The sequence below is a fragment of the Massilia sp. BKSP1R2A-1 genome, from assembly GCF_050586525.1.
In the GTDB taxonomy this organism is placed as follows: Bacteria; Pseudomonadota; Gammaproteobacteria; order Burkholderiales; family Burkholderiaceae_D; genus Telluria.
The window spans coordinates 77,753-100,352 of the sequence record NZ_JBOBRE010000016.1 but is presented as its reverse complement, the minus strand read 5'-3'; the positions used below and the strand labels follow the sequence as shown (position 1 = coordinate 100,352).

Annotated in this window: 16 protein-coding genes; 10 read left to right on the top strand and 6 right to left on the bottom strand. The window is 65.5% G+C overall.

The annotated features are described in order from the left end of the window. Nucleotides 1–5: 5 nt before the first annotated feature. Together ACQ7JA_RS21375 and ACQ7JA_RS21370 are read right to left on the bottom strand one after the other, a co-directional pair. Nucleotides 6–1,277, bottom strand: a complete 1,272-nt coding sequence (locus ACQ7JA_RS21375; RefSeq protein ID WP_430901482.1) for a YeaH/YhbH family protein — start codon at nucleotides 1,275–1,277, stop codon at nucleotides 6–8. A gap of 250 nt (nucleotides 1,278–1,527) precedes the next feature. After that, nucleotides 1,528–3,450: a PrkA family serine protein kinase gene (locus ACQ7JA_RS21370; RefSeq protein WP_430901480.1), complete on the bottom strand. Its 1,923-nt coding sequence runs from the start codon at nucleotides 3,448–3,450 to the stop codon at nucleotides 1,528–1,530. 642 nt (nucleotides 3,451–4,092) lie between these two features. Here ACQ7JA_RS21370 and ACQ7JA_RS21365 point away from each other — a divergent pair. The 5 genes from ACQ7JA_RS21365 (at nucleotide 4,093) to ACQ7JA_RS21345 (ending at nucleotide 9,778) form a co-directional block, all read left to right on the top strand. Next, nucleotides 4,093–5,115 (top strand): adenosine deaminase, encoded by a 1,023-nt coding sequence (locus tag ACQ7JA_RS21365; RefSeq protein WP_430901478.1) that lies wholly within the window; start codon nucleotides 4,093–4,095, stop codon nucleotides 5,113–5,115. A 9-nt stretch (nucleotides 5,116–5,124) separates the two neighbouring features. After that, on the top strand, nucleotides 5,125–7,668 hold the full coding sequence (locus ACQ7JA_RS21360) for an ABC transporter permease (protein ID WP_430901476.1): 2,544 nt from the start codon (nucleotides 5,125–5,127) through the stop codon (nucleotides 7,666–7,668). Nucleotides 7,669–7,734: 66 nt separating this feature from the next. After that, a complete protein-coding gene (locus tag ACQ7JA_RS21355; protein WP_430901474.1) occupies nucleotides 7,735–8,139 on the top strand; it encodes a group II truncated hemoglobin in 405 nt (134 codons plus the stop codon). Between the two features lie 16 nt (nucleotides 8,140–8,155). Next, entirely contained in the window at nucleotides 8,156–9,475 is a 1,320-nt protein-coding gene (locus ACQ7JA_RS21350) for a DNA recombination protein RmuC (RefSeq protein ID WP_430901470.1), read from the top strand. Between the two features lie 75 nt (nucleotides 9,476–9,550). Next, nucleotides 9,551–9,778, top strand: coding sequence for a hypothetical protein (locus ACQ7JA_RS21345; protein ID WP_430901468.1), 228 nt, complete (start codon nucleotides 9,551–9,553; stop codon nucleotides 9,776–9,778). A gap of 14 nt (nucleotides 9,779–9,792) precedes the next feature. On the opposite strand, the gene moeA is transcribed toward ACQ7JA_RS21345, so the two are convergent. The 4 genes from moeA to ACQ7JA_RS21325 all read right to left on the bottom strand — a co-directional run bounded on the left by moeA (nucleotide 9,793) and on the right by ACQ7JA_RS21325 (nucleotide 17,126). After that, nucleotides 9,793–11,664: a molybdopterin molybdotransferase MoeA gene (gene moeA, locus ACQ7JA_RS21340; RefSeq protein ID WP_430901465.1), complete on the bottom strand. Its 1,872-nt coding sequence runs from the start codon at nucleotides 11,662–11,664 to the stop codon at nucleotides 9,793–9,795. 5 nt (nucleotides 11,665–11,669) lie between these two features. After that, nucleotides 11,670–12,779 (bottom strand): GTP 3',8-cyclase MoaA, encoded by a 1,110-nt coding sequence (moaA, locus tag ACQ7JA_RS21335; protein ID WP_430901463.1) that lies wholly within the window; start codon nucleotides 12,777–12,779, stop codon nucleotides 11,670–11,672. Continuing rightward, nucleotides 12,772–14,082 (bottom strand): chromate efflux transporter, encoded by a 1,311-nt coding sequence (gene chrA / locus ACQ7JA_RS21330; RefSeq protein ID WP_430901461.1) that lies wholly within the window; start codon nucleotides 14,080–14,082, stop codon nucleotides 12,772–12,774. Before chrA ends, moaA begins: the two co-directional genes overlap by 8 nt. A 92-nt stretch (nucleotides 14,083–14,174) precedes the next feature. Next, complete coding sequence (locus ACQ7JA_RS21325; protein ID WP_430901459.1) at nucleotides 14,175–17,126, bottom strand: Rne/Rng family ribonuclease; 2,952 nt, start codon at nucleotides 17,124–17,126, stop codon at nucleotides 14,175–14,177. Between the two features lie 725 nt (nucleotides 17,127–17,851). On the opposite strand from ACQ7JA_RS21325, the gene ACQ7JA_RS21320 reads away from it, so the two are divergent. From ACQ7JA_RS21320 to ACQ7JA_RS21300, 5 genes are all read left to right on the top strand, one after another. Next, entirely contained in the window at nucleotides 17,852–18,829 is a 978-nt protein-coding gene (locus ACQ7JA_RS21320) for an RluA family pseudouridine synthase (protein ID WP_430901457.1), read from the top strand. A 120-nt stretch (nucleotides 18,830–18,949) separates the two neighbouring features. Then, nucleotides 18,950–19,609: an HAD-IA family hydrolase gene (locus ACQ7JA_RS21315; RefSeq protein WP_430901455.1), complete on the top strand. Its 660-nt coding sequence runs from the start codon at nucleotides 18,950–18,952 to the stop codon at nucleotides 19,607–19,609. Nucleotides 19,610–19,611: 2 nt separating this feature from the next. Then, nucleotides 19,612–20,001 carry a Rieske (2Fe-2S) protein gene (locus ACQ7JA_RS21310; protein WP_430901453.1) on the top strand — a complete coding sequence of 130 codons (390 nt, stop codon included), beginning with the start codon at nucleotides 19,612–19,614 and terminating at the stop codon, nucleotides 19,999–20,001. A 14-nt stretch (nucleotides 20,002–20,015) separates the two neighbouring features. After that, nucleotides 20,016–21,044: a S49 family peptidase gene (locus ACQ7JA_RS21305; RefSeq protein ID WP_430901451.1), complete on the top strand. Its 1,029-nt coding sequence runs from the start codon at nucleotides 20,016–20,018 to the stop codon at nucleotides 21,042–21,044. A 770-nt stretch (nucleotides 21,045–21,814) separates the two neighbouring features. Beyond that, nucleotides 21,815–22,528: a pseudouridine synthase gene (locus ACQ7JA_RS21300; protein ID WP_430901449.1), complete on the top strand. Its 714-nt coding sequence runs from the start codon at nucleotides 21,815–21,817 to the stop codon at nucleotides 22,526–22,528. The last annotated feature ends 72 nt before the right edge of the window (nucleotides 22,529–22,600 follow it).

The following is a 22,600-nucleotide window of genomic DNA, read 5'->3' as shown; positions in this document are numbered from 1 at the left end:
GTTCGCTATTTCGGCTGTTTCTTGAACAGCTCGCGGAAGACGGGATAGATGTCGGCCGGCGTCACGATCTTCTGCATGGCGAAATTCTTGTGGTGCTCGGCCACCTCGCAATACTGTTCCCACAGGTTCTGCGGCGGGCCGTCGGTGATCTCGACATAGGTGTAGTACTGGACCCGCGGCATGATGGCGCTGGTGAGGATCTGCCTGCACAGCACCGAGTCGTTGTCCCAGTTGTCGCCGTCCGAGGCCTGGGCCACGTAGGCGTTCCAGTCCGAGCTGCCGTAGCGTTCGGCGATGACTTTCTGCAGCAGGTTCAGGGCCGAGGACACCACGGTGCCGCCCGATTCGCGCGAATGGAAGAACTCGTTTTCGTCGACCTCGGCCGCGGCCGTGTGGTGGCGGATGAAGACCACTTCGATCTTCTCGTAGACGCGCTTCAGGAAGAGGTAGAGCAGGATGAAGAAGCGCTTGGCCGTGTCCTTGCGGGTCTCGTCCATCGAGCCCGACACGTCCATGATGCAGAACATCACGGCCTGGGTGCTGGGCTTCGGCACCTTGATGCGGTTCGAGTAGCGCAGGTCGAAAGGATCGATGAAGGGAATCGCGTTCAGGCGGATGTGCAGGTGATGGATCTTGTCCTTCAGCTCGATCACCTGTTCGTCGTCCGAAGGTGCGCCTTCGTCGAACAGCGCCTGCAGGGCTTCTTCCGCTTCCTTCAACTGGCGCTTGGCCGGGCCGCCGACGGCGATGCGGCGGCCGAGCGCGCCGCGCAGCGAGCGCAGCACGTGGATGTTCGAGGGCGTGCCGGACACGTTGTAGCCGGCGCGCTGGTTCTTGAACTCGACCGTCTGGCTGAGCTGCGTCTTGACCATGTTCGGCAGCTCGAGGTCTTCGAAGAAATAGTTCATGAATTCTTCGCGCGAGAGCTCGAAGATGAAATCGTCTTCGCTGGTCTGGTCGCTGTTGCCGGCGCGTCCGCGCCCGGCGCCGCCCCCGCCGCTGCGCGGACGGTTGAACTGGTCGCCTTTCTGGTATTCGGTGTTGCCGGGATTGACGGTTTCCCAGACGCCGCCGTGGGCGTGGCCGAAATGGGGTTCGTTCACGTCCTTGACGGGGATCGTGACTTTTTCGCCGTTCTCGATGTCGGTGATCGAGCGGCCCTTGATCGCGCGGCCCACCGCGTCCTTGATCTGCGCTTTGTAGCGGCGCAGGAAGCGTTCGCGGTTGACCGCAGACTTGTTCTTGCCCTGCAAGCGACGGTCGATGAGATAAGTCAAACTAGCCTCCTGTGGTGGCGGCTCGAAGAACCTGCTGCGCGTTGCAATTGCGGTGGGGGCGCCGAGCCCTGCGATGCTCACCGTACGCTTGTACGGTTGCGCTTCTCGACCGCAACTGCTGCCGCTCGCGACGGTTCTTCGAGCCGCCGATGCGTTGCGGGCGGGCGAAATCTTGATAGGTCTATCTTAATACGCTCCGCAATCGCGCGTACGAAGCACGCCTCCATTTCGCCGCGCGCCGGTGCCCCTGTCAGGAGGACTTCCTTACGCGCAGATACCATTCGCACAGCAGCCGCACCTGCTTCGGCGTATAGCCCTTCTCGACCATGCGGGCAACGAAGTCGGCATGCTTGTTGGCATCCTCGGCGCTCGCCTTCGCATTGAAGGAGATGACAGGCAGGAGTTCTTCGGTGTTCGAGAACATCTTCTTCTCGATCACGCTACGGAATTTCTCGTAGCTGGTCCAGGCCGGGTTCTTGCCGGCATTGGTGGCCCGCGCACGCAGGCTGAAGTTGACGATTTCGTTTCGGAAATCCTTCGGATTCGAGATGCCGGCCGGCTTCTCGATCTTCTCGAGCTCGGCGTTCAGCGATTCGCGGTCGAAGCTCTCGCCGGTGTCAGGATCGCGGAATTCCTGGTCCTGGATCCAGAAGTCCGCGAAGGTCACGTAACGGTCGAAGATATTCTGGCCATACTCGGAATAGCTTTCCAGGTAGGCGGTCTGGATTTCCTTGCCGATGAAGTCGACGTAGCGCTGCGCCAGGTGTTCCTTGATATAGGACATGTAGCGCTGCTCGGTCTCCGGCGGGAACTGCTCGCGTTCGATCTGCTGTTCGAGCACGTAGAGCAGGTGAACCGGATTGGCCGCCACTTCGGTGTTATCGAAGTTGAAGACCTTGGACAGGATCTTGAAGGCGAAGCGGGTCGACAGGCCGTTCATGCCTTCGTCCACGCCGGCATAGTCGACGTATTCGTGCATCGACTTGGCCTTGGGGTCGGTGTCCTTCAGGTTCTCGCCGTCGTAGACCAGCATCTTCGAGTAGACGCTGGAGTTCTCCGGGTCCTTCAGGCGCGACAGGATCGCGAACTGCGCCATCATGCGCAGGGTGCCCGGCGCGCAGGGCGCCTTGTCGAGCGAGGAGTTGTGCAGCAGCTTGTCGTAGATCTTGATCTCGTCCGACACGCGCAGGCAGTAGGGCACCTTGACGATGTAGATACGGTCGAGGAAGGCCTCGTTGTTGCGGTTGTTGCGGAAGGTCTTCCACTCGGACTCGTTGGAGTGCGCCAGCACGATGCCCTCGAAGGGAATCGCGCCGAAGCCCTCGGTGCCCTTGTAGTTGCCTTCCTGCGTGGCCGTCAGCAGCGGGTGCAGCACCTTGATCGGCGCCTTGAACATCTCGACGAATTCCATCAGGCCCTGGTTTGCCAGGCACAGGCCGCCCGAGTAGCTGTAGGCGTCCGGATCGTCCTGGGCATAATCTTCGAGCTTGCGGATGTCGACCTTGCCCACCAGCGAGGAAATGTCCTGGTTGTTTTCGTCGCCCGGCTCGGTCTTGGCGACCGCGACCTGTTTCAGGATCGAGGGGTAGCGCTTGACCACGCGGAACTTGTTGATGTCGCCGCCGAACTCGTGCAGGCGCTTCACGGCCCAGGGGCTCGGGATGGTGCGCAGGTAGCGGCGCGGGATGCCGTAGTCTTCTTCGAGGATGGTGCCGTCTTCGACTTCGTTGAAGAGGCCGAGGGGCGACTCGTTCACGGGCGAACCCTTGATCGCGTAGAAGGGCACCTGTTCCATCAGGCTCTTGAGCTTCTCGGCGATCGAGGACTTGCCGCCACCCACCGGGCCCAGCAGGTAGAGGATCTGCTTGCGTTCTTCCAGGCCCTGGGCCGCGTGGCGGAAGTAGGAGACGACCTGTTCGATCACTTCCTCCATGCCGTAGAACTCGCGAAAGGCCGGATAGACCTTGATCACCTTGTTCGCGAAGATGCGGGACAGGCGCGGGTCGAGGCGGGTGTCGACCAGGGTGGGGTCGCCGATGGCGGCCAGCATGCGCTCCGGCGCGCTGGCATAGGTCAGGGGGTCTTTCTTGCAGAGCTGGAGGAACTCCGACATGGAGTATTCCTCTTCCCGGGTACGCTCATAGCGGGCTGCGTAGTTGTCAAAGATGCTCATTTCGAATGTCCTTTGGTAGGCGAAATCCGTCACGGGTCCTTGGAAGAAGCGCGGGCGAATTTCGTGTGCGAACAATCACTGTCTCGGCAGTCCGTGTGATGGGCCTGCCTCAAGCCCCCCGGTCTTTGTCTGGCGTACTCCTTATCGGTCGCCCGCATGCGGCGCCGGGATGGCCGGCGGCGCAGACAGTGCGATTTTTTTCTTCTAGTCCCGGATGTGCTGGTGGGCCCGGTCCGGTCTCCCGCAGCTTGGAGAGCGTCTTTTTTTGCGTTTGTGAAATTTATTATGTGCCTATTGGTTCTCGAAGTCAAAGCAGTGTCGTGCGCACCTTTAATGTATATGCAAGTGCTTGAATCAGATTAGAAAAGCGTCGTTCAAAGCCCGCCCGCGAGACCCGTCAACACGTCCTGGAAGGGATGCCTGGGAGGGTCTCGCACGGTCGATTTTCATGCCTCCCGAGGCTGCTTAAATATCAACTTTGTGATCCGATAGTGCATGATATGCTCAAGCAGTGGCGCACGCGTACGGTCAATACGGCGCGCCCCTTTTCGGGCGCTTTTCCCTGTGAGCCCGGGCCTGTCCGCCCATGCGTTACACTTGTCGGCCACAACATCCAAATCGTTTCACGGCCGGAGAAACATCATGCTGAACGAGCAGCTGCGCAGCGTCCTGCAAAACATGCCGAAGGCAGAATTACATATCCACATTGAAGGTTCGCTCGAGCCCGAGCTGATTTTTGCGCTGGCACAAAGAAACAGCGTATCGCTGCCCTATGCCTCGGTCGAGGCGTTGCGCGATGCCTACGCTTTCACGGACCTGCAATCCTTCCTCGACATCTATTACGCCGGCGCCAGTGTGCTGCTCACCGAGCAGGATTTCTACGACATGACCGCGGCTTACCTGCAGCGCGCCGCCGCAGACAATGTGCGCCACGCCGAGATCTTCTTCGACCCGCAGACGCATACTGCGCGCGGCGTCCCCTTCGAGACCGTCATCGGCGGCATCTGGCGCGCCTGCCAGGAAGGCCCGATCAGCGCGAGCCTGATCATGTGCTTCCTGCGCCACCTGTCCGAGGAAGAGGCGCTGGCCACGCTCGAAGAATCGCTCCCATTCCGTGACAAGATTCTGGGCGTAGGGCTGGATTCCTCCGAAGTCGGCCACCCGCCGGAAAAATTCGCGCGTGTGTTCGAGCGCGCCCGCCAGCTCGGGCTGCGCCTCGTGGCGCACGCGGGAGAAGAGGGCCCGCCCGCCTACATCGAGAGCGCCCTCGACGTGCTCGAGGTCGAGCGCATCGACCACGGCGTACGCAGCCTGGAAAGCCCGGCCCTGGTGGAGCGCCTGGTGCGCGAACAGATGGCGCTGACCGTGTGCCCGCTGTCGAACATCAAGCTGCGCGTGTTCGACGTGATGGGCAAGCACAACCTGCGCGAGCTGCTCGACAAGGGCCTGGTGGCCACCGTGAATTCGGACGACCCGGCCTATTTCGGCGGCTACATGAACGCCAACTTCATCGCCGCCTTCGAGGCGCTGCCGCTGGACGTGAACCACGCGCGCCAGCTGGCGCGCAACAGCTTCGCCGCCTCCTTCCTCGACCCGGAGCGCAAGCGCGCGTTCATCGCCGAAGTCGACGATTTCTTTGCCCACTCTGCGCAAATTCGCGCCTGAGGACGTCCCATGTTCCTCCAGTCCCTCCGCATGACCGCACGCGACTGGCGCGCGGGCGAGCTGCGCTTCCTGCTGGTGGCGCTGGTCGTCGCCGTGTCGGCCCTGTCCTCGGTCGGCTTCTTCATCGACCGCATGCGCACGGGCCTCGAGCGCGACGCGCACCAGCTGCTGGGCGCCGACCTGCTGGTCAATGCCGACGACCCGGTGCCCGAGCGCTGGCGCGAGGAAGCGCGCCGCCGCGGCCTGCTGGTGGCCGACTTCACCCAGTTCCAGAGCATGGCCCAGGCCGGGGAAGGCGAGGACACGCAGGCCAAGCTGGCCGCCGTCAAGGCGGTCTCGAACGGCTACCCGCTGCGCGGCCAGCTCACCATCACCACCGACACCGATGCCGCCAGCCGTGCGCTCGGCACGAAGACCACGGGTATCCCGGAACCGGGCACGGTCTGGGTCGACGCCAACCTGCTGCCGGCCCTGCGGACGGGAGTGGGCGGCAGCATCCAGCTCGGCGAGAAAACCTTCCGCATCGCCCAGCTGATCGCCGCCGAACCGGACAAGGGGGCGGGCTTCGCCAACTTCGCGCCGCGCGTGATGCTCTCGCTGCAGGACCTGCCGGCCACGAAGCTGGTCGACGCCTTCTCGCGCGTGGCTTACCGCCTGCAGGTGGCGTCCCCCTCGAAGAACGAGCTGGCCGCGGTGCAGGCGTACGAAGCCTGGCTGCGCAGCGACATCAAGACCGGCAATGTGCGCGGCGTGCGCATCGAGACCCTGGAGAACGGCCGCCCCGAGATGCGCGCCACGCTCGACCGCGCCGACAGCTTCCTGTCCCTGGTCGGCCTGCTCTCGGCCATGCTGGCCGCGGTGGCGGTCGCGATGGCGGCGCGCCGCTTCATGCAGCGCCACCTGGACGCCTGCGCCATGCTGCGCTGCCTCGGCATGACCCAGAACCAGGTCGGCGCCATGTACCTGATCGAGTTCACCCTCGTCGGCCTGGCGGGCAGCCTGCTGGGCGTGCTGGTGGGTTTCGGCGCCCACTTCATCCTGATCGAGCTGATCGGCAATCTGCTGCCGCCCGACCTGCCGCCGGTGTCGCCGCTGCCGGCCCTGCAGGGCGTGGCGACCGGCATGCTGCTGCTGGTCGGCTTCGCGCTGCCGCCGGTGCTCCAGCTGCGCAACGTGCCGCACAACCGCGTGATCCGGCGCGAAGCCGCCGCGCCCCAGCCGCTGGCCCTGGCCACCTATGGCCTCGGGATCGGCGTGTTCCTGGCGCTGCTGCTGTGGCAGGCGGGCGACACCAAGATCGCCCTGATGACGGCCGGCGGCTTCCTCGGCGGCCTGGCCGTGTTCGCGTTCGTGGCCTGGCTCGGTCTGCGCGGCCTGCGCCACCTGCGCGGCCTGTTCAGGCACCAGGCCTGGCGTTTCGCCATCACCTCGCTGCAGCGCCGTCCCGGCGCCACCGTGGTGCAGGTGGTCTCGCTCTCGCTCGGCCTGATGGCGCTCCTGATCCTCACCGTCGTGCGCGGCGACCTGATGTCGGCCTGGCGCACCGCCACGCCGCCGGATGCGCCGAACCGCTTCATCATCAATATCCAGCCGGAGCAGGCGGCCGGGGTCGAGCAGCAGCTGCGCGGCGCGGACGTGAAGAACGTCGTGCTCTACCCGATGATCCGCGGCCGCTTCACGGCCCTGAACGGCAAGCCGGTCACCCGCGACACCTACCAGGATGGCGAGGCGCGCCGCATGGCCGAGCGCGAGTTCAACCTGTCCACCATGAAGGACATGCCCGAGACGAACGAGATCGTCGCCGGCAGCTGGTACAAGGATGCGCCCGGCGTCGCCGAGGCATCGGTCGAGCAGAGCCTGGCCACGCGCCTGAAGCTGAAGCTGGGCGACGTGATGCGCTTCGACATGGGCGGCATTCCGGTCGAAGCGAAGATCACGAGCCTGCGCAAGCTGGAATGGGGCTCGATGCGCGCCAACTTCTTCGTCATCATCAACCCGCAAGCCATGGTCAATGCGCCGAAGAGCTATATGACGGCCTTCCACCTGCCGAATGGGGCCGCCATGGGTAACAACGACCTGACCAACACCCTGAGCCGCAACTACCCGAACCTGAGCGTGATCGACGTCTCCGGCATCATCCGCCAGCTGCAGGACGTGCTGGACCAGGTGGTGGTGGCGGTCGAATTCCTGTTCACCTTCACCCTGGCGTCCGGCGTGCTGGTGCTGTACGCGGCCCTGATGGGGTCGCAGGCCGAGCGCACCCGCGAAGCCGGGCTGCTGCGGGCGCTGGGGGCGACCAAGGGCCAGCTGGCCCAGGCGCAGCGCATCGAGTTCGTGCTGGTCGGCGGCCTGTCCGGCGTGCTGGCCGCGACCGGGGCGGCGGCGATGGGCTGGGCGCTGGCCGAGTACGCGTTCAAGTTCGCCTGGCGCTTCGAGCCGCAGGTGTGGCTGGCGGGCGTCGCGGTCGGCGCCGCGTGCGCCCTGATCGGCGGCTGGCTGGGCCTGCGCAGCGTGCTGCGCCAGCCGCCGCTGCAGACCCTGCGTGAAGCTTGACCGGTAATTGCAACAAGCGCCAGCCGGGGCTGTCATCGAACACCCCGGCTGCGCTATCATGTCCGCATGTCTGAATCGAATACCCCCGAAGCACAAACGCTGTACGAGATCATGGGCGGCGAGTCCCGCCTGCGCGAGCTGGTCGACCGTTTTTACGACCTGATGCAGCTCGAGCCCGAATTCGCCGAGATTCACGCGATGCACCCGGTGCCCAACGACAGCTCGCGCGAAAAGCTGTTCATGTTCCTGTCGGGCTGGATGGGCGGGCCCGACCTGTTCATCGAACGCTACGGCCACCCGCGCCTGCGCGCCCGCCACCTGCCTTTCGCCATCGGCACCAGGGAACGCGACCAGTGGCTGCGCGCGATGGCCTGGGCGATGGAAGACCTGGGCTACGACGACGCCCTGCGCGTGCGGATGATGCAGTCCTTCTTCCACACCGCCGACTGGATGCGCAATAAAGCCGACTGAGAAGGCCGACTGAAACATGAGCATCATCGAGATCGTCCTGCTGCTGGTCCTGGTCGTCGTGGTCGTCCTGCAGCTCCTGTTGCTGGCGCGCGCCCGATCCAATGGCGACGCCCGCCACATCGAGCGCCTGGAGCGCGAACTGCGCCTCGAGATGCAATCCACCGCACAGGCCACGCGCCAGGAAGTGGCGGGCCACATGGGCCAGTACCACGCCGCCAGCGTGCAGCAGTTCGACAGCATGCGCCAGCAGATGCAGCTGCAGTCGAGCAGCGGCCGCGAAGAGCAGGCGCGCTCCCTGAAGCGTTTCGCCGACACCCTGCAGCTGACCCTGTCGAACCTGACCGAATCGAACGCCCAGCGCATGCTGGAAGTGCGCGGCACGCTGGAAAGCAAGATCCGCGACCTGCAGGCGGACAATGCGAAGCGCCTGGAAGAGATGCGCCAGACCGTGGACGAGAAGCTGCACGCGACGCTGGAGACGCGCCTGACGGAATCCTTCCGCCAGGTCAGCGAGCGCCTGGAAAAAGTGCACCAGGGCCTGGGCGAGATGCAGGCCCTGGCCATCGGCGTGGGCGACCTCAAGCGCGTGCTCACCAACGTCAAGACCCGCGGCACCTGGGGCGAAGTGCAGCTCGAGATGCTGCTCGAGCAGGTGCTGACGGTCGACCAGTACGCCAAGAACGTCGAGACCGTGGCCGGCTCCAACGCGCGCGTGGAATTCGCGATCAAGCTGCCGGGCGTGGTCGATGGCGGCCCGCCGCTGTGGCTGCCGATCGACGCCAAGTTCCCGAAGGAGCAGTACGAACGCCTGCTGGAAGCGGCCGAGACGGCCGATGCCGACGGCGTCGCGCGCGCCGGCGCGGAGCTGGAACGGGCGGTGCGCGGCGAAGCCAAGACCATCTGCGAAAAATACGTGTCGCCGCCGCAGACGACCGACTTCGCCATCCTCTTCCTGCCGACCGAGGGCCTGTACGCGGAAGTCATGCGCCGCCCGGGCCTGGCCGATGACCTGCAGCGCTCGCTGCGCGTGACCATCGCCGGCCCCTCGACCCTGAGCGCGCTGCTCAACAGCCTGCAGATGGGCTTCCGCACGCTGGCGCTGGAAAAGCGCTCGTCCGAGGTGTGGCAGGTGCTGGGCGCGGTGAAGACCGAATTCACCAAGTTCGGCGACGTGCTCGCCACCACCAAGGCGACGCTTGAGAAGGCGGCCAAGAACATCGAAAGCGCCGAGGTGCGCAGCCGCCAGATGGCGAGGAAGCTGAAGTCGGTGGAGGCTTTGCCGAGCGAGGCCGCGCAGCTAATGCTCGGGCCGGATCGCCTGGATTCCGACGATTGAGGCAGGTCGCTAGGCGACTAGTGGTTCGGACGCGATCACTCCGACGCTTTCGAAATCGATGTTCAATGGACTTGTATGATGACCGACTATGAAGGCTATCTTCACGATCTGGGCTTATTGCTTAAAGAATTGGCCATAGAAGCCAAGCAGAAGGCAAGCGATGGCGGCTCGGATTTCTCTGTCGGTTATTTAGCGGGGTTTCATCGCGTCATATCGTTAATGCAGCAACAGGGCGAAGCCTTCCATATTCCGATGAGTGCAATTGGCTTGGAAGGCATCGATCCAGACGACGATCTGGTTTAGACGATCCGAGCCGCTTACATCAATCCCTCGAATACCAGCACATCGACCAAATCCCCCGCTGTGACGTTGCCTTGCTCGTCGTGCAGCACCACCATGCAATTCGCCTCCGACATCGAGCGCAGGATGCCCGAGCCTTGCGAGCCCGTGATGCGCACCTCCGCTTCGCCATCCGCACCGCGCGTCAAAATGCCGCGCTGGTACTCGGTGCGGCCGGGCTTCTTGCGGATCGCGCCGCTCGAGCGCGCGCGCAGCAGGGGCAGGGGAGCATCCGCCCCCATCATGCGCAGCAGGGCTTCGCGGGCGAAGAAGTAGAAGGACACCATCACCGCCACCGGATTGCCCGGCAGGCCGAAGAGGAAGGCGCTGCGGCCATTCGAGTCGACACGGCCGAAGGCGAGCGGGCGTCCGGGCCGCATGCCGATCTTCCAGAAGGTGACGTCGCCCAGCTTGGCCATGATCTGCTTGGTGTAGTCGGCCGCGCCGACCGACACGCCGCCGGAGGTGATGATGGCGTCGGCGTTCTCGCAGGCGCTCCGCAAGGCTTCTTCCAGCGCGGCCGGGTCGTCGCGCACCACGCCCATGTCGACGATGTCACAGCCCAGGCGCCGCAGCATGCCGTAGATCGTGTAGCGGTTGCTGTCGTAGACGCAGCCTTCATCGAGCGCTTCGCCGACCGAGCGCAGTTCGTCGCCGGTCGAGAAGAAGGCCACGCGCAGGCGGCGCTGCACTGCCACTTCGGGAACGCCGAGCGAGGCGAGCATGCCGAGGTCGGGCGGACGCACCACGCGCCCCTTCGACAATGCCGGGCTGCCGGCTTTCAAGTCTTCGCCGGCAAAGCGGCGGTTGTCGCCGGGGCGGATCACGCCCGCGGGCAGGGTAATCGTGTCGCCATCCTGGCTGACGAATTCCTGCGGCACCACGCTGTCGCAGCCTTCCGGCATGACACCGCCCGTCATGATGCGCACGCATTCCCCGGCTGCCGGGACCATGCCGGAGGCATTGCCGGCGAAGGTGGTGCCGATCACGCGCAGGGTGACGGGGGCATCGGCGCGCAGGTCGCTGCCGCGCAGCGCGAAGCCGTCCATGGCGGAATTGTCGTGGGCCGGGACGTTGATCGGCGAGATCACGTCCGCCGCCAGCACGCGGCCGAGTGCGGCGCGCAGCGCAACTTTCTCGACCGCGCGAACCGGCCGCACGAACTCGCGGATGATGCGCTGGGCGTCGCGCACCGGCAGGGCATCCGGATCGTAGGAAGACAGGCAGCTGACCACGCTCGCCAGCGAGGGCGGCAGGGTGTTGTCCAGACCCTTCAATTCGTCGAGCGTATTGATGTTGCGGAAGGCATCCGCATCCTCGAACAGCACCTCGACCGCCTTCAGATCCTTGTACCAGCCGTCCACGCGGCGTCCGCCTTCACGCAGGTATTGGGACAGCTGCGGCAGCCGGCTCGTCTTCACCAGGCAGAACACCGGATGCGGCTGTGGGCGCATGCCCGGCTCCCGGGTGACGGCAAAGGCCAGGTCGGCATCCTCGGCTTCGACAGCCGCAGCGAGGCGCTCGGCCAGGTCACCCGGCAGGAAGGGCGAGTCGCAGGGCGCCGCCAGCAGCCAGGGCGTGGCGCAGTGGCGCAGGCCCGCTTCCAGCCCGGCCAGCGGCCCGGCGAAGTCGGGCGTCTCGTCCGGCCACACCGGCACGTTGAAGACGCGCCAGCTTTCCAGATTGCGGTTGGCGTTGATGATGACACTGCCGACCTGCGGCGCCAGGCGCTCCAGCACGTGCTGGGCCATGGTCGTGCCGCGAAAGGGCTGCAGGCCCTTGTCGACATTGCCCATGCGCGAGCCACGGCCGCCCGCCAGGATCAGTCCCGTGATGAGTTGCTTGTCCATAGTTGTCAGCCGCCGATGTACGACATTTCGACTTTCCGTGCACCGCCTGCCAGGCCGGACGTATCCACCGTGCGGGTTTCCGAATACCGGTCGGTGCGGCCGCGCCAGAGCTGGGCCACGGCGCCCGAGAGTTCCTCGTCCGTGCGGCCGGTGCGTAGCAGGGCGCGCAGGTCGTGGCCGCGGGTGGCGAAGAGGCAGGTGTAGAGCTTGCCCTCGGTGGACAGGCGCAGGCGCGAGCAGTCGTGGCAGAAGGCCTGGGTGACGCTGGAAATGAAGCCGACTTCGCCGCCGCCGTCGAGATAGCGCCAGCGCGCGGCGGTCTCGCCGCTGTAGTTGGCGTCGACCGGCACGAGCGGCAGTTCGGCGGAGATGCGGCGCACCAGTTCGGCCGAGGGGATGACTTCTTCCATGTTCCAGCCGTTCGACGCGCCCACGTCCATGTATTCGATGAAACGCAGGATGAAGGGCGAGCCCTTGAAGTGGCGCGCCATCGGCAGGACCTGGTCCTCGTTGGTGCCGCGCTTGACCACCATGTTCACCTTGATCGGACCCAGCCCGGCCGCATGCGCCGCGTCCAGGCCGTGCAGCACGTCGGCGACCGCGAAGTCGACGTCGTTCATGCGCCGGAACACGTCGTCGTCCAGCGCGTCGAGCGAGACCGTGACGCGGTCCAGGCCCGCATCTTTCAGAAGCTGCGCCTTGCGCGCCAGCAGCGAGCCGTTGGTGGTGAGCGTGATGTCGAGCGGCCGGCCGCTCGGCGTATCCAGGGCGCGCAGCATGCCGACCAGGCCTTCCAGGTTCTTGCGCAGCAGCGGTTCGCCCCCGGTCAGGCGCAGCTTTTCGACGCCGTGGGCGATGAAGATGCGCGCCACCCGGGTGATCTCCTCGAAAGAGAGCAGCTCGCCGTGGGGCAGGTAGGCGTAGTCCTTGTCGAAGACTTCCTTCGGCATGCAGTAGACGCAGCGGAAGTTGCAGCGGTCCGTGACCGAGATGCGCAGGTCGTGCAGCGGCCGGCCGAGGGCATCGGCCAACCGTCCGCTGGGCGCGTCGAGCGCGGCCGGCACCGCCATCGCGGGCGAGCGCAGGTCATTGATTGGAATGATTTTCTCAGGCATGCCAATACGATAGCACGAGCCCCGCAAGCGCACAGGCGGCGATCAGCCGGACGGGCCCGACCTTGTAACGCAGCAGGGCGACGCTGGCCGCCGCGCCGATCGCGATCGCCCCCGGCTGGAGCTGTCCGCCGGCGAAGAACACGTGCTGGCCGAAGAACACCGCCAGGCTGGCGACCACGCCGACGACGGCCGCCGAGATCGCGGTCAGGGGCGCCGTCAGGCGCACGTTCCCGCGCCCGGACTCGACCAGCGGCCCGCCGGCCAGGATGAACACGAACGAGGGCAGGAAGGTGAACAGCGCGGCCACGAGTGCGCCGGCGACCCCGGCCAGGGGCAGGGCGGCCGGGCCGAACAGGGCGTGGGTCCAGCCGCCCACGAAGCCGACGAAGGCGACGATCATGATGAGCGGGCCCGGCGTGGTCTCGCCCAGCGCCAGCCCGTCGATCATCTGGGTGGCGCTCAGCCAGCCGTATTTCTCGACCGCGCCCTGCACCACATAGGGCAGCACCGCGTAGGCGCCGCCGAAGGTCATCAGGGCGGCCTTGGTGAAGAACCAGCCCATGCGCGCCAGGGTGCCGTCCACGCCATAGACGGCGGCAAGCAGCAGCCAGGCGCCGAGCAGCAGGCCGATGCCGATGGCGCAGGCCTTGCCGAGGCCGCGCAGCGAGAAGCGGGCGTGACCGGGCGTGGGCGTGTCGTCGTCGATCAGGGCCGGGCCATAATGCTTGCGGCCGGCCGGATGTCCGCCGCCGGGCTGGAAGCGCTGCGGCGCCAGCCGGCCGCCCACGGCGCCTGCCAGGGCCGCGCCGAGCACGATCAGCGGAAACGGCACGTCCAGCATGATGGCCAGGAAGGCGGCAGCGGCGATCGCCGCCAGCAGGCCGTTTTTCAAGGTGCGCGTGCCGATGCGCCAGGCCGCCGCGATCACGATCGCCACCACCGCCGGCTTGATCCCGGCCATGACGCCGGCGACCACGGGCAGGTGGCCCCAGGCCAGGTAGATCCAGGACAGGCCGGTCAAGAGCAGCAGCGAAGGCAGGATGAAGAGCAGGCCCGCCAGGATCCCGCCCCAGACGCGGTGCAGCAGCCAGCCGATATAGATCGCCAGCTGGGTGGCTTCGGGGCCGGGCAGCAGCATGCAGTAGTTCAGGGCATGCAGGAAGCGCTGCTCGGAGATCCAGCGGCGGCGCTCGACCAGTTCGCCGTGCATCAGGGCGATCTGGCCGGCGGGGCCGCCGAAGCTGATGAAGCCGAGCTTGAGCCAGTAGAGGAGGGCTTCGCGAAAAGAGATGGGTGTGGGCATCCGCTTATCCTAACCCGGCAATATGTCGGCTTCGTTCAGAAAGTAAAAAGGGGAGCCGCAGCTCCCCTCTCACCGTTCAGTACGGAACAGGCTTACTGGCGCGTATCCACCTGCACCAGCGGCTCGTCCACCGGAACCTGTACCGGCTTGCGGGCGCGGCCCATGCGCGGTGCGGTAGCTGCCTGGGCGGCGGCTTCCTGCGCGGCGCGCAGTTTTTCCGGGTCGGTCGAGGCCAGCTGCAGGCCGGCGTCGGCCAGCACGGCGCTCATGTCCACCGGCGCTGCCGCAGGGGCGGGAGCGGGTGCGGCGGCAACCGGTGCAGGAGCAGCCGGGGCCGGGGTAGGAGCGCTTGGTGCCGGTGCAGGTGCAGGTGCAGGTGCAGCCTCGACGACCGGCGCCGGGGCCGGAGCAGCCTTGGGAGCCATCGATGCCGCGGTCGGGAAGGGCCACGGACCCGGCTCAGCCACGGCAGCTGGAGCAGGCGCCGGCGCCTCGGCGGCAGCCTTCGCATCCGCTTCGGCCTTCGCCTTGGCAGCTACCGATGCGGCGGTCGGGAACGGCCATGGGCCAAGTTCGGCCTGCGCGACCTTCGCAGCCTGGCGCTTGGCCTTCGGCGCCCTGGCTTCGGCAGCGACCTTGGCGGCTTCCTCGTCGGCGACCGGGGTGAAGGCCGGTGCGCCGTCGACGCCGTCGACGGACTCGATGCCCTCGGCCTGGTCACGGTCGCGGCGGTTGCGGTTGCGGCCACCGCGGCGGCGGCGGCGGCGCGGCTCGTCGCCGCCTTCGGTTTCCAGTTCCTCGCCGTCAGGGCCAGTGGTCACGACTTTCACCGCGTGCTCCAGCACGTCGCCGTGCGGCGTGGTGGTGGACAGTTCGTTTTCCGGAACGGTGGCTTTCACTTCGTCCAGCTTGGCTTCGATCGCCTGCTGGGTGCGCTCGGTACGCTCGCCACGCTCACGCGGCTGGCGCGGTGCGCGTTCCTTGCGTTCGCCTTCAGCGCGCGGCGCAGCTGCGCCCTCGCTTTGTTCGCGTGCTTCGCGCGGCTGGCGCGGTTCACGCGGCGGACGCGGTTCGCGCGGCGGACGGGCCGGCTTGCCTTCCACGCCCTCGACGGCCTTGACGGTGTCGTCCGACTTGGCAGTCGCGTCGCGCTCGTCGCGGTCACGGCCGCCCTTGGCGCCGCGGCCATTGCGGGTGCGCTGGCCGCCACGGCCGTTGCGATCACCGCGTTCGCCGGTAGGCGCCGCCGGTTTTTCGGTGACGACCGGGGCCGGAGCTACCGGAGCAGGAGCCACGACCGGGGTGCCCATGAAGAAGTTGCGGATGCGGGCGAAGAAGCCGACTTCGGCCGGCGCTGCGACCGGGGCAGGCGCGGCAGCCACCGGCGCGGCGGCCTTGGCCGGCTTGGCGGCTTCGCTGCGGTCCACCATCGGGGCCGGCTGGGCCGGGGTGATGGTCTTGACCACGGCTTCCTGGCGCGGCTTGGCTTCTTCTTTCTGGCGCTTGGAGAAGCTCATGTCGGTCTCGGCCGACTCCGCCATGGTGTAGCTGGCGGCCACGTCTTCGAGGCGCGGGTCGTCGTGCTTGATGCGCTCGAGCTTGTAGTGCGGGGTGTCCAGATGCTTGTTCGGGATCAGGATCACGGTGATGCGGTGGCGGTTCTCGATCTTGAGCACTTCGCCGCGCTTTTCGTTCAGCAGGAAGGCGGCGACGTCGACCGGCACCTGCACGTGGATCGCGGCCGAGTTTTCCTTCATGGCCTCTTCCTGGATGATGCGCAGGACTTGCAGGGCCGAGGATTCGGTGTCGCGGATGTGGCCGGTGCCCGAGCAGCGCGGGCAGGTCACGTGGGAGCCTTCCGACAGCGACGGACGCAGGCGCTGGCGCGACAGTTCCATCAGGCCGAAGCGCGAGATCTTGCCCATCTGGACGCGGGCGCGGTCATGGTGCAGGGCGTCCTTCAGGCGGGTTTCCACCTCGCGCTGGTTCTTGGCCACTTCCATGTCGATGAAGTCGATCACGATCAGGCCGCCCAGGTCGCGCAGGCGCAGCTGGCGGGCCACTTCGTCGGCCGCTTCGCAGTTGGTGTTGAAGGCAGTGGTCTCGATGTCCGAACCGCGGGTGGCGCGGGCCGAGTTGACGTCGATCGAGACCAGGGCTTCGGTGTGGTCGATGACGATCGCGCCGCCCGACGGCAGCGGCACGGTGCGCGCGTAGGCGGTCTCGATCTGGTGTTCGATCTGGAAGCGCGAGAACAGCGGCACGTCGTCGCTGTAGCGCTTCACGCGGTGCGCCATGTCCGGCATCACGTGCGACATGAACTGCTGCGCCTGTTCGAAGATCTCGTCGGTGTCGATCAGGACTTCGCCGATGTCCGGCTGGAAGTAGTCGCGGATCGCGCGGATCACCAGCGACGATTCCTGGTAGATCAGGAAGGGGCCAGGGGCCGACTTGCCGGCGCCTTCGATCGCGCGCCACAGCTGCATCAGGTAGTTCAGGTCCCACTGCAGTTCTTCGACGGTGCGGCCGATGCCGGCGGTGCGGGCGATGACCGACATGCCCTGGGGCAGGTCGAGCTTGTCCATGGTTTCGCGCAGTTCCTGGCGCTCTTCGCCTTCGACACGGCGCGACACGCCGCCGCCGCGCGGGTTGTTCGGCATCAGGACCAGGTAGCGGCCGGCCAGCGAGATGAAGGAGGTCAGCGCCGCGCCCTTGTTGCCGCGCTCTTCCTTCTCGACCTGGACCATGATTTCCTGGCCTTCCTTGAGGGCTTCCTTGATCGTGCAGTTACGCACGTCGACGCCATCGCGGAAATAGGAACGGGCAACTTCTTTGAAGGGGAGGAAACCGTGGCGGTCTTCGCCGTAGGAGACGAAGCAGGCTTCGAGGGAGGGTTCGATGCGGGTAATGACACCCTTGTAGATATTCGACTTGCGTTGCTCGCGACCGGCGGTCTCGATGTCGATGTCGATCAGTTTTTGACCGTCGACGATCGCTACGCGCAGCTCCTCTTGCTGCGTAGCGTTGAACAGCATACGTTTCATTTTTATAAACTCCGCGGCCCGAAAGCCGTGTCATGCCGCGTTTGTAAGACGCGGCGAAGTACAGGGAATGTACACGGAGACGGGATGTTGGAGGGGGGAATGCCCGGGCGTGGGCACGACGACGCAAAGCATCGCTGCCGCACAGGGCGCAGATGGAGTCGAACGTCATTGTCTACGCACGCCGCGACCAGCGACCGGGACCCGCCTGCCACCACGTTGGGGTGGGCACGACGGGACTCGGCGGGGCGATGTGCAACAACGTACCAGACCGACACCAGCGAACAACCAGGACTTCGGAGGCGATCGATCGTATCGATCAGCTTGCTCTCAAGCCATCAGGTGAGTTGCATGGAGTCTAAGAAAATTTCCATAGGAAACTTTCACAACCTCGTCGGTCGGGCGAAACGACAAGCGTTATCGACACCATCAACCTGCGAGCCGTTTGAAGTGGCTTGCAGGTACTTGTCCTTGTAAATCCAAACAATCCAATCCTGCATTCACACGCGCAACCCGATTAACAACTGCAGGTGCAACCCTGATTCGCGCCTGAATGTGCGTACACGTTTTTTCCATCGAATTTGCCACTGGCGGGGCCGATGGAGCGCGCCCCTGTGTAAAATATCGTTTTAATTCTTACACCAGCAGAGGTTTGACCGCCGCCTGTCGATTATATATTCAAAATGAAGGACTTAGAGAGAATTTCTGGGAAGACAATGCGAACCACGATGCAAAACGATGTTGTTCCCCCTTCATCACAGCAAGCACTACAGGCGCAGTTCCTCACCATCGGCGAAGAAGAAGCCGGCCAGCGCATCGATAATTTCCTGTTGCGCATCTGCAAAGGCGTCCCCAAGAGCCACGTCTACCGCATCCTGCGTTCGGGCGAGGTGCGGGTCAACAAGGGCCGCATCGACCAGATGTACCGCCTCAACGAAGGCGACGTGGTGCGCGTGCCGCCGATCCGGATTGCCGAAAAAAGCAGCAGCCAACAGGCGCCGGGCGCGGAATTTGCCGTCGTGTTCGAAGATACCCACCTGCTCGTCATCGACAAGCCGGCCGGCGTGGCCGTGCACGGCGGTTCGGGCGTGTCCTATGGCGTGATCGAACAATTGCGCGCGGCGCGGCCGCAAGCCAAGTTCCTGGAACTGGTGCACCGGCTCGACCGCGAGACCTCGGGGCTGCTGCTGATCGCGAAGAAACGCTCGGCCCTGACGAACCTGCACGACCAGATGCGCGACGGCGTGACCGACAAGCGTTACCTGGCGGCCGTGGCCGGCGACTGGGTCAACAAGCGCCAGCACGTCAAGCTGCCCTTGCATAAGTTCACGACGCCGGACGGCGAGCGCCGCGTGGTGGTGCAGGCCGGCGGCCAGGAAGCGCACACGGTGTTCAACCTGAAGCGCAAGTGGCAGGACTTCGCCCTGCTGGAAGCCGAGCTCAAGACGGGCCGCACCCACCAGATCCGCGTGCACCTGGCCTCAAGCGGCTTCCCCATCCTCGGCGACGAGAAATACGGCGATTTTGCGCTTAACAAGCAGCTTCAGAAGGCAAACGACACGCGCGGAGCGCTCAAGCGCATGTTCCTGCACGCCTACCAGATCACCTTCACCCACCCCGATACGGGCCAGTCGCTGACCCTGCGCGCGCCCCTGCCGGCCGAGTGCGACCGATTCTTGGTAAGCTTGGGGCAACCATTAACATGAATTCGTAGGGTGGTCGGCTTCGCCGACCGCGCGTTCAACTCACGGATGAGCTGCAACAGCGTATGCCGGAGCTGGACGCGCGGTCGGCAGAGCCGACCACCCTACACGACAAAAAACAACATGCCAAGAAAGCAATTTGACCTGATCGTCTTCGACTGGGACGGCACGCTGATGGACAGCACGGCGACAATCGTCAAGTGCATCCAGTCGGCGGCGCGCGACCTGGGCCTGCCGGTGCCGAGCGACGCCTCGGCCGCCCACGTCATCGGCCTCGGCCTGTCCGAGGCCATGCAGGCCGTGATGCCCGACATCGACCCGGCGCTCTACCCGCGCATGGTCGAGCGCTACCGCTACCACTTCCTCACCAAGGACCATGAACTCGTGCTGTTCAAGGGCGTTCGCGACATGTTGAGCGATCTTGCGAACGAAGGCTACTTCCTGGCCGTGGCCACGGGCAAGAGCCGCGTGGGCTTGAACCGGGCCCTGAACGCGGCCGGTCTGCTGTCGACGTTTGACGCCACCCGCTGCGCCGACGAGACCTTCTCGAAGCCGCACCCGGCCATGCTGCAGGAACTGACCCGCGAACTGGGCCAGGACCTGAAGCGCACCGTGATGATCGGCGACACCACCCATGACCTGATGATGGCCAGCAATGCGGGCGCCAGCGGCATCGCGGTCGAGTTCGGCGCCCATCCGGTCCACCAACTGCAGGCCTGCCACCCGATCTTCTCGGCCAGGTCGATTCCCGAGCTGCACGCCTGGTTGCTGGGGAACGCGTAAGGATGACGGTGGAAGACGGCTATTTGGTGTGCGAAGCCGGCGCCCTGCTCGATGGCGGCAAGGGCGTGCGCTTCCCGGTGATTGCGTTCGGGCAACCAGCTACCGGCTTTGTGGTACGGTATGAAGGTAAACCATTTGCCTATCTGAACCGTTGTGCACACGTACCGATCGAACTGGACTGGAAACAGGGCGACTTTTTCGAATCCAGCGGGCTGTACCTGATGTGCGCGACCCATGGCGCGGTCTATGAACCGGATACCGGCAAGTGCGCCGGCGGCCCCTGCCGCGGCGGCAAGTTGCGTCCGATCCCGGTCGTCGAACGCGATGGCGGCATCTGGTGGCAGCCGGACGACACGGTCCGGGCTCCGAGGGAAAACACGGCAATCCAATAACGACACTGCACAGTATGAGCGACCAGACTCCCCACGATAAACACCCAGGCGAACAGCGTACGGAGGACCGCGGCGAACAGCGCTTCGCCGCCGATCCGACAGTGGGCAACTGGGAGCGCGCGACGCTCGAGAAGCTGGTGTTCGCCACCGTGCAGGAACGCCGCGCGGCGCGCCGCTGGGGCATCTTCTTCAAGCTGAGCTTCCTGCTGGTGGCCATCCTGGCCCTGCTGACCTATTACGACTCGACCTTCGGCCTGGGCGGCGACGAAAACCTGGGCCGTCACACGGCGCTGATCGAAATTAACGGCGAGATCGAAGCGGAAGGCAGCGGCGCGGCCGATACCGTCATCCCGTCGCTGAACAAGGCCTTCTCGGACGCCGGCTCGGCCGCGGTGGTGCTGCGCATCGACAGCCCCGGCGGCAGCCCGGTGCAGGCCGGCATCATCGTCGACGAGATCCAGCGCCTCAAGCGCGGCTACCCGGACAAGCCCCTGTACGTGGTGGTGGACGAAATGTGCGCCTCGGGCGGCTATTACATCGCCTCGGCGGCCGACCGCATCTACGTGAACAAGGCCTCGATCGTGGGCTCGGTCGGCGTGCTGATGGACAGCTTCGGTTTCGTGGGCACCATGGACAAGCTGGGCGTCGAGCGGCGCCTGCTGACGGCGGGCGAGAACAAGGGCTTCCTCGACCCCTTCAGCCCGCAGTCGGACAAGCACAAGGCGCACGCCCAGGCCATGCTCAACGAGATCCACCAGCAATTCATCGCGGTGGTGCGCGCCGGACGCGGCAAGCGCCTGAAGGAAACCCCGGAAACCTTCTCGGGCCTGTACTGGACCGGCGCCAAGGCCGTCGAGATGGGCCTGGCGGACGGCTTCGGCACCGTCGACACGGTGGCGCGCGACATCGTCAAGGCCGAGGACATCGTCGACTACACCGCCCACGAAGGCCTGCCGGAGCGCGTGCTGAAGAAATTCGGCGCGGCGGTCGGCGAGAGCGCGATCAAGGCGGTGGCCAAGGGTTCGGCGCCGCAGGTACGATGATGTTTTCCTTGCATCCCGCGCGGCATGTTCTATATTGTGTGTAGCGACTTGCGGGGAAGGTCCGACACGGCGCCACACCGTGTCCGGGCCCGACATGCGAGGCGCCCCCCACTGCACCGCGGGTGCAGCTTCGAGAGAATTCAATTCCTCACAGTGGTGTTCCTTCTCAGGAAGTGGAAACGACGACTTAGGTCGTCGTTTTCATTTCCTGGGTAGCAGTCTCAGCAGGAGCCGACCTGGTGGGTGTCGCCGTCGGGAACGGGGGAGTCGAGGGGGCAGGGGGGGCGGCACCGTGGCGTCCTCGTGCTGGGTGAAGCCGCCGCGGTCGAGCCAGGCCTGGAAATCGCGCCGCGCGGCAGCGAACCAGGCGGCGCGCAAGGCGGGCTCGCCGCCATGCAAATGGGGCAGGTGGCCACCGTGCTGCCAGCGCGCAATCGCGAGCCGGGTCGGGAACAGGGCGGCGTGGGTTCTAGCCAGTTGGCGGCGCTCGGCGGGGGTAGGCGCGGGCGGGAACAGTCCATCGGTCGGTTGCGCGTCGGTGTGCACGGTCGTGTCCTATCGGTCAGGGCGAGTAGGATTCTGCTTAAAGAACTCCTCGCGGCGTTAGGTGGATTCCTAACGCGTTGAAGTCTATCAATAGGAAATTTCCGAAGCTTGACGCTCGTCAAATGAAGGAGCGCATCCTGGAATGTCATGGAAACGTTACCCCAGCAGTGGGGGAGCGCCCCTTGCCTGCCTCTTCCGCGCCGCTTCTGTTACAGTGGCGCCCCATGAGCAAACTTTCCCTGGACCGCATCCTGCAATCGCAGGGATTCGGCACCCGCAAATACTGTCGCGCCCTGATCGAGGACGGCGACGTCGCCGTCAACGGCCAGGTGGTCGACAACTTCAAGGCCACCTTCGATACCAGCGACCTGGTCCTGACCGTCTTCGACGAGGAGTGGCGCTACCGCGAACACGTCTACATCGCCCTGCACAAGCCGGCCGACTACGAATGCTCGCGCAAGCCCAGCCACCATCCCGGCGTATTGACCCTGCTGCCCGAACAGTTCGAATGGCGCGACGTGCAGCCGGTCGGACGCCTGGACCACGATACCACGGGCCTGCTCCTGATGTCGGACGACGGCCCTTTCATCCACGCCCAGTCCTCGCCCAAGCGCCACGTGCCCAAGGTCTACCAGGCCACCACCGCCGAGCCGGTGACGCCCGCGCTGGTCGAGCAGATGCTGTCCGGCGTGCAGCTGCACGACGAACCGGCGCCCCTGAAGGCGCTCTCCTGCGTGCAGCGCGGCGAGCACCTGCTCGAGATCGTGCTGGAGCAGGGCAAGTACCACCAGGTCAAGCGCATGCTGGCGGCCGCCGGCAACCATTGCAGCGCGCTGCACCGGTCGCAGATCGGCGGCCTGACCCTGGAATCGCTTGGCCTCGAAGAGGGGGAGTGGTGTTTCCTGGAGCCCGAGCAGCTGGCGCTGCTGGTTCCCTGAACCGTTTCATGCAGGGTGGTCAGCACAGCCGACCACCCTACGACCTCAACAATGCCCTAAGGCATCGCGTGC